Source organism: Coprococcus sp. AF16-22, from assembly GCF_003461545.1.
Classification (GTDB): domain Bacteria; phylum Bacillota; class Clostridia; order Lachnospirales; family Lachnospiraceae; genus Coprococcus; species Coprococcus aceti.
The window spans coordinates 60,795-72,435 of record NZ_QTXH01000008.1 but is presented as its reverse complement, the minus strand read 5'-3'; the positions used below and the strand labels follow the sequence as shown (position 1 = coordinate 72,435).

The 11,641-nt window shown below is 39.0% G+C and carries 11 protein-coding genes; all 11 read right to left on the bottom strand.

Annotation, left to right across the window (positions count from 1 at the left end):
• Positions 1 to 33: 33 nt before the first annotated feature.
• The 11 genes from DWW60_RS09740 to rfbA all read right to left on the bottom strand — a co-directional run bounded on the left by DWW60_RS09740 (position 34) and on the right by rfbA (position 11,628).
• Positions 34 to 1,191: a hypothetical protein gene (locus tag DWW60_RS09740; protein WP_117550447.1), complete on the bottom strand. Its 1,158-nt coding sequence runs from the start codon at positions 1,189 to 1,191 to the stop codon at positions 34 to 36.
• Between the two features lie 111 nt (positions 1,192 to 1,302).
• Positions 1,303 to 2,469: a glycosyltransferase WbsX family protein gene (locus DWW60_RS09735; protein WP_117550445.1), complete on the bottom strand. Its 1,167-nt coding sequence runs from the start codon at positions 2,467 to 2,469 to the stop codon at positions 1,303 to 1,305.
• 2 nt (positions 2,470 to 2,471) lie between these two features.
• A complete protein-coding gene (locus DWW60_RS09730) occupies positions 2,472 to 3,596 on the bottom strand; it encodes a glycosyltransferase WbsX family protein (protein WP_117875254.1) in 1,125 nt (374 codons plus the stop codon).
• Positions 3,597 to 3,607: 11 nt separating this feature from the next.
• A complete protein-coding gene (locus DWW60_RS09725) occupies positions 3,608 to 4,804 on the bottom strand; it encodes a Coenzyme F420 hydrogenase/dehydrogenase, beta subunit C-terminal domain (protein WP_158565903.1) in 1,197 nt (398 codons plus the stop codon).
• A complete protein-coding gene (locus tag DWW60_RS09720; protein WP_117875249.1) occupies positions 4,801 to 5,961 on the bottom strand; it encodes a polysaccharide pyruvyl transferase family protein in 1,161 nt (386 codons plus the stop codon). The genes DWW60_RS09725 and DWW60_RS09720 overlap by 4 nt, the downstream gene beginning before the upstream one ends.
• Positions 5,962 to 5,981: 20 nt before the next feature.
• A complete protein-coding gene (locus DWW60_RS09715) occupies positions 5,982 to 7,088 on the bottom strand; it encodes a glycosyltransferase family 1 protein (RefSeq protein ID WP_117550437.1) in 1,107 nt (368 codons plus the stop codon).
• 19 nt (positions 7,089 to 7,107) lie between these two features.
• Positions 7,108 to 7,932: a glycosyltransferase gene (locus tag DWW60_RS09710; protein ID WP_117875246.1), complete on the bottom strand. Its 825-nt coding sequence runs from the start codon at positions 7,930 to 7,932 to the stop codon at positions 7,108 to 7,110.
• Between the two features lie 40 nt (positions 7,933 to 7,972).
• Positions 7,973 to 8,581, bottom strand: a complete 609-nt coding sequence (rfbC, locus tag DWW60_RS09705) for a dTDP-4-dehydrorhamnose 3,5-epimerase (RefSeq protein ID WP_117875244.1) — start codon at positions 8,579 to 8,581, stop codon at positions 7,973 to 7,975.
• Positions 8,582 to 8,696: 115 nt separating this feature from the next.
• A complete protein-coding gene (gene rfbD / locus DWW60_RS09700; protein ID WP_117550431.1) occupies positions 8,697 to 9,608 on the bottom strand; it encodes a dTDP-4-dehydrorhamnose reductase in 912 nt (303 codons plus the stop codon).
• Positions 9,609 to 9,619: 11 nt separating this feature from the next.
• Entirely contained in the window at positions 9,620 to 10,639 is a 1,020-nt protein-coding gene (gene rfbB / locus DWW60_RS09695) for a dTDP-glucose 4,6-dehydratase (protein ID WP_117550429.1), read from the bottom strand.
• Positions 10,640 to 10,731: 92 nt separating this feature from the next.
• Positions 10,732 to 11,628: a glucose-1-phosphate thymidylyltransferase RfbA gene (gene rfbA / locus DWW60_RS09690; protein WP_117550428.1), complete on the bottom strand. Its 897-nt coding sequence runs from the start codon at positions 11,626 to 11,628 to the stop codon at positions 10,732 to 10,734.
• Positions 11,629 to 11,641: the final 13 nt, after the last annotated feature.

Below are 11,641 nucleotides of genomic sequence, written 5' to 3'. Positions count from 1 at the left end.
ATTCCTCCATTTGTTAGCAATGGCTCTTGTCTATTAATCGATACTCTCTAATCCTGAAAAGCAAGCCATCAAAGTAAAATTACAATAAATCATAAATACATTTTGTTCCATCAGACCATCAACAACAAATAGCGCGGCTATAATCATCAAGATATACTCTCGTTGTTTTCCAATTTTCCTAAACAAGAGAACTACAGCTATCGCAAACAAAACAGTGACAATATATCCCCGATACAAAAGCAAGTTCAAATACGCCGAATCAAGTATCACAGACGACTTACCTGTCTGAGCTGAAACAACAGAACTTACAAACTCAATATCTGAACCAAACGGTTGAATTCCATACTGTTGATAAATATTGTATGCCGATGAAAAACGTGTTGCAAACGTCAAATCTGCTAATATTCCGTTTGATCCGACTTGCCCCATAGAATTCATTAAATAAATTGAAACTGCAAAAACAGCCACTATTGCCAATTTTAATAGGTTAATCAGCCTTTCTGCATTAACCTTTTTCATTACTTCATACAACAAATAAATTACAGCAAATGCTAATATTACAATTGAACTCGTCCTTGACGCCGTTAATATAAATACAATCACGCCAACTATTATATCAACACAAATCAGTTTAGCCGGTGATTTTCTTTTTCTATTCATATACAGCCATAGAAAAAGAGTCGTCATTACATAGGCTGCAAAATTGTTAGGATGTGAGGTTCCCATTGTATGTCCATACAATACGCCCGTTGCATATGTAAAGCGTATTTGATTATCATTGACAGCTCCAATTATTGTTGCAAGAATCAATAGCGCTACTGAAAAAAAAGCTGCTTTGTAGAATGCTCTTACGATTTCATCATAATCAATTCCTGGCGCCAATAGAATAAACGCGGCTGTATAAGCAAGTGCATTACTGTGTATTACGCTTGATGAATATAAAGTGCAGCTAATTATCAGCACAGTTATTAATTGATGCCATGTTCTCTTTTTTATAAACCCTAGCATGAATCGCACGCATAATAAGAAAGGAATAAAATATGTCAATATAATCTGTGCTGCATTTTTTAAAATGGAGAATGGATAGTTCCATTGTACTCCTAAAATTGTGTAATTTAGTAAAATGTACAGTACTAGAGCATACAAATACAATTGATTTGATGTAACTTTTCCAAATTCTCTGGTTGTCATGATTAAATTTCTCTTTCTTAGATATTCGATTCTTTCACAAATTACATAAATACAATAGTTGATTCACGCACTCTTAAATATCTTTCTTAATAAAAAGACAATATAAAAATATTAACCTCTATTATACTTTTCCATAGCATTTTGTAATTGCTCAAGATAAGCATAGCCATGCTTTTCGTCCGGTTCTAAATACGCTCCCTCTGCCCACTCATTCCAAGCATTAATAAAGACAAGCGGAAGATCATTCTTTTCTCTCATCTGGTTAAAGAGAGCCTTTGCGCAGTTTCCAAATTTCTCCGGATTTCCTCCTTTAAAAACAAAGCCATTTTTTCGCCTTGCAGTGTTATCCCAATCTGTAAACAACCCCTGCACAATCTTCTGGGAATGTGGGCCATTCAGGATATCTGCGCATTCTTTATCATAGCTAAAAATTGACAACGGCTTATCATTTCCGGCCACTTTTTTTCTACTCTTCACAAATGCATAGATTGGCTTTTCCAATTTAACTTTCTTCAGAATTCGATAAGCAATCTGGAGACGCCTAATTTTATTTAAATCTTTTTCTGCATACTGCTTTGAAAAGTATGGTTCAAATTTAACTTGATAATCGAAATCTCTATCATTGTAAGATGGTGAAAAATACCATCCCGAATTCTGGATCATTAAGCAAATCCGATTGAAGCCAAACTTTTTAATTTCCGACTGCCAATAAGTTACCATACGATGCAAATCAGGAATCTCTTCAGGTTTATAAATAAGAAAAACCGGATCGCCATTCAGGGTAATATATCGTTCATCTTTGAAAAACTGAACCATATAAAGCAAGTGCTTTTTCCAATCATCTTCTGTGCCGTAATCCTGCTCGGCAATAATCTCCTGATTACCGCCATCCCATCGCTTACTCCAGTTCTCATTTGCCCAAGACATGCAAAATGGGATATCAACATCTTTATTTTGCAACATTTGCTCTAGTGGTTTTTCAAGCAGCTTCTTTCCGTCTTTAAACCAGTAGTGATAGTAGCAAAAGCCAAACACACCATACTTCTTCGCCAAATTCGCCTGCCAAATTTTAACATCGTCATCTAGCAAGTTATAATAGTTTTCATTTAACGGAACTTTTGGCTGATAATGCCCCTCAAATAGCGGAGTAGCCTTTTTCGTATTTACCCATTCCGTGAATCCTTTTCCCCAAAATTTATCGTTTTCCGGAATGGCATGATACTGAGGTAAATAAAACGCAATTGTTTTAATTTTATTATTTGATAATATCTCTGCCATTTTTAGTTCTCACTTTCCAATTCATCGACGCATGATTTGATTGCATCTAAGTAACCGTACTGATTTTTCATATCAGGCTCTAAATATCCACCTTCTGACCATTCATTCCATGAAAAAATGAAAATATAGTCAGACTTGTATTCATCCCGTGCTCTTTTCAGCTGTTTTCCAAAATACTCTTTAAACTTTTCAGGTGTTGCCCCAGTCAAAACACGACCTTTTTCTTTATATCTCGGTGTATTATCCCAGTCCACAAATGCCCCTGGAATCATTCCCGGCTCTGCTTTTCTATTTAGAACTGTATTCCACACTTCGTCATACGATAATTTCTGCAGTTTTGCCTTTTTAGCAGACTTAAAGCTTTTCAAATGATCCCTTGCCCATGTCTGTACATTCTGCTTAATAACGCTCATCTGCTTCTGCATCCAAGAGCTCATATCATAAAACGCAAAGCCTGGCTGATATTCAATCTGGTATTTAAACATCGACTTATCGACGCTCTTCTCAGCATAAAAAGAAACATGCTGTGCTGCAAAAACCAGCCCGTCAAAGCCCTCTTCTTGAGCACGTTTATTATAATAAGCCAGTCTTGCACTCAGCTCTGTAATATACTGTGGACGATAAATCACAAAAAGCGGTTTATTACCCTCCTTTATGTATCTCTCGTCCTTAAAGAACGGAAGCAAATACTGGAAATGTCTCTCCCATTCTTCTTTATCACCGTACTCCTGCTTGATTAAGGTCTTTCGATCAGACTCAGTTTCCGCAGCCCAAGCATTTGTCCATGTTTCGTTTGCCCAGCAAAAGCAAAATGGCAAATCACAGTTTTTATCTTTCAGATAAATCTCCATCGGCTTTTCAAGAAGCATTTTGCTTCCAAACCAATAGTGGTAGCAGCAGAAACCGTATACGCCGTGTTCTTTTGCAATTTCAGTCTGCCACTCCAGAGTTTTCTCATTCAAAAGGTTATAATAATTATTGTTAAGCGGAATTCTTGGCTGGTTATGCCCCTCAAAAAGTGGTTTGGCAGCTTTCATGTTATTCCACTCAGTAAAGCCTTGTCCCCACCATTCATTATTTTCTGGCGTTTCATGGAACTGTGGCAGATAGAATGCAATTACTTTCATTTCTTCTTCCTTTACCTTTTAATCTTTGTAAGTAGCTTTTTAATCTTCAAATTTTTACTCAGGCCTGTGCTAACCATCACTCGTTTAACCTTATCCATAATGGCTTCTTTTTTAGAATATGGAATATACTTATCAATTAATTCTGTATATGAAAGTTTTCCATAATCACTCCAAAATTCTGCACGGGCCTTATTTTTTACTGCGGATTCGTAAATCATATCTCCGTCATTCTTATTCGTAACCGCTGTTTTCGTTTTTACAGCAGTTACTTGAGCCTCGATTTGTTTCCACAAATCAGTTGCCTTTTGTGTGCGAACATACACATTGGACAGCCCCATATCATCATCTTTAAAGTCATACTGTCCAGCTGACTTAAAAGAATCAAATAGTGTAAAATCACTCACACGATCTTCTTCTTTAAAACTGCAGGCATAGCAAGATGGCCGTGATGTAAACCCGGCAAACCATAATCTCGGATAAGATTTCACCAATCGTCTGCTGTGAATTAACTTTCCATTTGAAAAACGAACTGCGATCGTGGACAAGTGATGCCCTAAAACTTTGCTTCTAAAATATATATTCTGAATATCACTTTCGTATTTTTCTGAGAGTGCAGCCTTATAGTCTTCAAACAGCTTTGGCGATGGAACGCCATGACAAACCAAATCAAGGAGAATTAGATTTGCGTCTTCTCTATTAATATACGCTCTAAGTCCTGCTACTTGACAAGGCGTACCAGAAAACAAAACGATTCTATCCGCTTTTAAATACTTGTCCACCTGTTTAAATGTATCACCCAAATCGCTTTGCACATACTTGGACATTCTCAATTTTTCTAAATCTGCTTCGTGTTCTATAGCTGTATGTTTAACCCTAAGTTCTTCATCATATGCCGCACCAAAAACTACGCCATTTTTTTCCAAAACATAATGAGCTATGACGCTAAACAGACCACCTGACGCACTTGCCTCACGCTGATTCTTATCGTTATTTATAGCAATATATGAATCAACTACTGAATTTTTCTTTTGCTTATTCGTGATAGGACATGTCCTTACACATTTTCCGCATTCCACGCACCGATTTCTATCAATAACTGGATATTTAAATCCTTCCTCATCAGCGCACATTGATATTGCTTCTTTTGGACAACAGACCATACAAGCTGTACAGCCTGAGCAGTGCTCTTTCTCAACTAATTTAATCATTCCTGTGTACCCTTTAAGCATATTATTGCTCTTTCAAAATACTCTCGTGAACTTTTTCTAAAATCATTTAGCCTCTTATTAACATCAGACCAGTCCACTTGATATGCGAGTGCTGCTTCCGGGGTAATTGAGTTTTCAAACAAGCGGTTGGACAAACCAACGATTGAAAGAATATTTTTTACTCTCGAATTCATAGAGCTTTTCTGGCTATCTGAGAATCTCATAAATGTAAAGAAGTTCTTATTATACATTATCGAGAAAATCGTTCCATGAAAAGAATCCGTACATACATATGTAGCATACCTAATAAAATTGACAAACTCTTTTGGCCCAACTTCTAAATAGTCAATATCGCCAAAGTCATCATCACTTTTAATATACTCATCAATGTGTTTAACTGCTAGGATTTTGCAGCCCGTTTTCTGTGCTAATTTTTTTGCAAACTCTCGTTGGCTTGGATTATTGCCAATAAAGTAGCAGAAAATATACTTTTCACTCACAAACGGACAATCTCCACTAAGCTCATCCCATCTCTTCCGGTCTGTCAGCACAGTAGGATCACAACAGACTTCAGCCTTTTTCCTCGTCAATTTTTCGACAATCTCTGCCCCCTGTTCCTCTCTAACAGAGATCATATTGAATCGAGACAGGTATTCTTTTGTCTTCTTTACTTGGCTCGCAGGTATCTCTGATACACCAAAGCTCGAAGCGTATGTTACTTTAGGGCGACGAGAATCCACCCAAGTTAATGTATAATAATCTCCACCAAGTAACATTGGATTCCATACCTGATCGCTTCCCAAAATGAAAGCATCAAATTTCTTTGTGTAATCAATAAGCTGTTTTCTGCCGCTTAAGCACGGTGTAAATACAAAATTATCTTTCAGAAAATCCGAAAAAGCTCTATTTCTTCCAGAAATAATCGGTTTTAATTTGGGATTAGTCTTTCCTTCAATTACACGCCAGACATCTTTCATCTTTGCCATGAGGAGCGGCAGATTAAATATTCTAAGAGCTTGCTTGACAACATTACGCTTTTTATAATAGATTAATTCATTATCAACCCCTGCTGCAAACAACTCCTGCTGCAAGGCATATGCTTGCAATATACTTCCATAGTTATAGTTTCTCACAGAAACTAGACCAACTTTTTTCATCTTTCCGCCCTCTAGCTTTCTTAATTCTCCAAATACTTCTTTATATAAAAATCTTCTAAATATTCCGCCACATCATGCACGTCATATCCCGCAGCTCGAATTTTATCGATTTCAGCTTTTCTCTCCTGTTTCGTTACTTCAAGAATTTTTTTTGCCCATTCATCTGCAGAATCATCCAACGACATATAGTGAAATTGATTTGTTACCGCAGCTTCTTTTGGAATAACATCAGAGCCGACTACTGGCAAACCAGAACACTGTGCTTCTATTGCAACAATACCAAGACCTTCAAAAAGTGACGGAAACACAAAACAGTCCATCGCCTGATACAAGCTTGCAATATCTTTTCTAACCCCTAGGAAAATAACACGTTCTTCCAAACCATACTCTTGAACTTGTTCCTTTATTCTTTCAAACGTTTCTCCAGCACCAATCAACAACAAAACAGCATTATTTTCCAGATCAGCAATTTTCTTAAAAACATCTATTAAAAACTTATGATTTTTCTGTTCACAGAACCTTCCTGCATGACCAATGACTATTTTATCCTCAATACCGAGTTCTTTTCTCAGTCGATTTCTTTCATCTTCATTGTAAGCAAAATTATTTACAATGATTGCATTCTTCAGAACAGTAAACTTTTTATTTGCAAACATAAACTCACCCGCTTTTTGTGAACAAGCAAAGTAATCTGTTGCAAATACTTTATATCGTTTCAAGAGAAGTCCCTTAATTTTTCCCTTGAGTGTATCTTCTGTTGCTGAATTATGACTGTGTGCAACGCGTACAGGAACTCCATTCCTTTTTGCAGCCTTAAAATAAAATTGTCCTAAACTTTCCATGTGTCCATGAACAATCTTATATTCTGGATGCGCCTTAAAAAACGCATCCAAATCTTTCAAATATTTTATAAAATTGTTGTCATCGCGTACTGACAACTTATATATTCTTCCGCCCAAACTCCTGATTTCGTCATCATAAAAGTAATTTCCAGTATAATGGACAAGAAAATCAAACTGGACTTTAGTTCTATCTATATTTCTATAGATATTCATAATTAATGTTTCAAGTCCTCCTGCCTGCATATTAGGCACAATATGTAAAACTCTTATTGGTTCCTTTTCCATAATTGTCCTCAATCTATTATTATCGTAATAGCTTCAAATAAACAGCTTTACGTAATGTATTTGGTAGAACACATACAAATGCCTGTCCCAAACCACTAATGCAAAAATCTGTCAGCGACATATATCCTTTTTTGTGCTGGTTCCATTTAAAGTTCAATACTGTTCTTGCGTATTTTAATCCACCGCGTCTTTTAAAGAAATCCTCACTTGTTCTAATATAGTATAAGTTCTCTTGAATATTATAGCTACGCACATTGTATTCCAGCACCATTCTAGCAAAAAGATCATAATCTTCATATAATGGAACAGAGTGATAGTTTCCACTTCTGATTACGGCACTTTTCTTGTACATTACTGTTGGATGCAGAATGGCACACCTACGACGCATAAATTTTGTGATTTCATTATGTGTTTCAGGCACTCGATGAACTGACACAATGTTGTCTTTTTCTCCGATAAATTCCGCCTCAAATGACCCAACCATCTCTAACTTTGAATCCTTTTCAAAGGCAGCAAGTTGTTTTTCACATCGAGTTTTTTCTGATACATCATCAGAATCCATTCTTGCAATCAGTTCATTTCTTGATGCGACTATGCCTTTTGCCAGTGCTGGTCCAAGTCCAAGATTCGTTTCATTTGAAATTATGGTAAACAAACCTGGATATTTTTGATTGTAATAGTCCACAACTGCATCCAGTTCCGTTGTTAATGGACCATCTTTAACAAGAATAAACTCATCAGGCGGAACCGTTTGATCGAGCATACTCTGAATGCTTAATTTTAAATACTCAGCCTTTTCTTTTATGTATACAGACATTAGAACTGTATATGGGGTATTTTTCATAGTTCTATCCTACCTTCTAGTTTATTCTGCTCACTTCAAATCAAAACTTGAAGGTATCCTTCAGTCCCAACCACTTCTGGTCCTTATCGCTCAGGTTCAGTGCAGTACCATCTTCCAGCGTGTAGCCCTCTGCACTTGCACTGCCCTTGTACTCACCTTTCAGTTCCGGCCACTCAATACCGATCTCCGGATCATTCCAAGCCATACCTCCCTCATCATTTGGATGCCAAAAGTCATTCACCTTATAACAGAACTCTGCCTCATCAGAAAGCACAAGGAAACCATGGGCGAATCCCTCAGGTATGAGGAACTGTTTCTTATTCTCAGCGGAAAGTCTTACACCATACCACTTACCATAAGTTTCCGAATTACTTCTAAGATCCACAGCCACATCGAACACTTCACCGCGCACAGCTCTTACAAGCTTACACTGCGGAAAGTTCTTCTGGAAATGAAGTCCTCTGAGAACCCCTTTGGTTGACATAGACTGGTTATCCTGTACAAACTTCACATCTATTCCAGCTTCCTTCATGTCTCTCTCATTATAAGTCTCCATGAAGTATCCTCTGCTGTCGCCATGAACTGCCGGCTCGATGACACACAGACCTTCTATACCACCTACATTCTTCTCAACCTTTATCTGTCCCATTGTATCTATACCTCTTATTTCTTTAATACTCTATTATGGAGCAGACGCATCTAAGACGCTTGCGCGTAGCGTCTGCGTAATCATCAGGACTCCTCCCTCTAACGAGGGTCCCTCCTCATGATAAATCTTTAATATATCTGCTAAGCGCATCCTGCCATGTTGGAAGTGGCGTAAACCCTGCCTCTACAAGTTTCTTCTTGTCAAGTCTGCTATTATAAGGCCTTGCAGCCTTTGAAAGGCCATACTCCTCTGTAGTAACAGGAGTCACCTTTGTGCTGTATCCAGCCTGTCTATATATCTCACATGTGAAATCATACCAACTGATATATCCGCCTTCATTGGTGGCATGATAGTAGCCATACTTCTCAGTCTCATTCATATCCACAAGAAGCCTTGCAAGATCCAGCGTATAAGTAGGTGTTCCTATCTGGTCACATACTACTCTTACCTCATCATGAGTCTTACCTACAGAGAGCATTGTCTTGATGAAGTTCTTTCCATTGAGACCGAACACCCAGGCTATTCTCACTATGAAGTATTTATCAAGCAATTCAGATACCGCAAGCTCACCCTCAAGCTTTGTCTGTCCATACACATTGAGAGGAGCATAGTCCTTACAGTCCGGCTCCCATGGTATATCTCCCTGACCATCAAACACATAATCCGTACTGGTATATGTCATCTTACAGTCAAGTGATTTACATACCTCTGCAATATTTCTTGTTCCGCCAGCATTGATGGCACGAACCTTGTCTATATTCTCTTCATCTTCTGCAGCATCCACCGCAGTCCACGCCGCACAGTGGATAACCGCATCTGGCTTGATCTCTGTTATTATCTTTTCTACAGCAGCCTTATCAGTGATGTCGAGCTGCACATAATCAGCCTTAGTCACTGGTGAACCGTCATCCACGCCACTATATTCCGGCTGTATGTCAGAACCAACGCCTTCATATCCACGCTTCAGAAGTTCATTCATCACGTCATGTCCCAGCTGACCGCCAACGCCTGTTACAAAGAATTTCATCCTCTTACCCCTTATCTATTGCTATACATCTTCTCATAGTAGTTCTGGTACTCGCCTGATATGATGGTCTCCCACCACTCACGATTGTCCAGATACCACTGTATTGTCTTCTTGATTCCGTCCTCGAACTTCGTCTCTGGAAGCCAGCCGAGTTCATTGTGGATCTTTGTAGGGTCTATGGCATATCTCATGTCATGTCCCTTTCTATCTCCCACATGAGTTATAAGGCTTTCTGGCTTGCCAAGCTCCTTACAGATGATCTTCACTATATCTATATTCTTCTTCTCGTTGTGTCCGCCTACATTGTAGACCTCTCCCACTCGTCCCTTGTGGATGATAAGGTCTATCGCCTTACAGTGATCCTCCACATAGAGCCAGTCACGCACGTTTAATCCCTCCCCATATACTGGAAGAGGCTTATCTGCCAAAGCATTGGCTATCATAAGCGGTATAAGCTTCTCTGGGAAGTGATACGGACCATAGTTATTCGAACATCTACTGATAGTAACAGGAAGTCCATACGTTCTGTGATAAGCAAGAACGAGCAAATCCGCACCAGCCTTGGAGCTGCTGTATGGTGAACTTGTATGTATAGGAGTCTCCTCTGTGAAGAAGAGATCCGGTCTGTCAAGTGGAAGGTCTCCATATACTTCATCGGTACTTACCTGATGATATCTCTGTATACCATACTTTCTACATGCATCCATCAATGTAGCTGTTCCTATGATATTTGTCTGAAGGAATATCTCAGGATTCTCTATGGATCTGTCCACATGGGACTCAGCAGCGAAGTTCACTACCATATCTGGATGTTCCTCTTCGAACAGCTTATATACACCCTCTCTATCACATATATCAAGCTTTACAAATCTGAAGTTTGAGTTATCCATAACCGGCTCAAGGGTTGACAAATTGCCAGCATATGTCAGCTTGTCGAGACATATGATTCTGTAGCCCGGGTACTTCTTAAGCATGTGGAATACGAAGTTGCTTCCTATAAATCCTGCTCCACCTGTTACTATAATTGTCATAATTCTCCTCCTCGCATTTGCCTCTTACTTCTTTTTCTATATTTGTATATCAGCAAATGTTCAATGTATCTATAATTATTAGTGTCTTTATTCTAATAAAGATGCTCTTGGTATTTACCATCTAATACATCCTTAAGGTACTGTCCATACTGGTTCTTCTTCAGCACCTCATATACCTCAAGAACTTCTTCCCTGCTGATCCATCCATTCAGGTATGCTATCTCCTCAAGGCACGCTATCTTCCTGTGCTGATGCTGCTCCACCGTCTTTACAAAGTTGGTTGCATCCACCAGACTCTCATGTGTTCCTGTATCAAGCCATGTGAATCCCTGTCCGAGAAGCTCAACATTCAGATCACCGTTCTCCAGATATATCCTGTTCAGATCAGTGATCTCCAGTTCGCCTCTTGCAGATGGCTTAAGCCCTTTAGCATACTCCACAACTCTATTGTCATAGAAGTACAGTCCGGTCACACAATAGTTGCTCTTCGGCTTCTCCGGCTTCTCCTCTATGGATATGGCCTTGCCGTTCTCATCAAACTCAACTATGCCAAACCTCTCCGGGTCGTCCACATAATACCCAAACACTGTTGCGCCCTTGCCACCTTCAGCATTTACCACTGCTGCATTGAGTCTCTTCTTGAGTCCGTGACCTGCGAATATGTTATCTCCCAGCACCATCGCCACACTGTCGTCTCCGATGAAATCCGCACCTATGATGAATGCCTGGGCAAGCCCATCAGGTGACGACTGTACTGCGTATGACAGTTCTATGCCGAACTGATGTCCATCGCCTAGAAGCTCTTCAAATCTCGGCGTATCAGCAGGAGTTGAGATGATAAGAATCTCCCTAATTCCCGCATTCATAAGTACAGACAGTGGATAGTATATCATCGGTTTATCATATATTGGCAGGAGCTGCTTGCTCGTCACCATAGTCAGTGGGTACAATCTTGTTCCGGAGCCTCCGGCGAGTATGATTCCTTTCATCCATCTTCCTCCT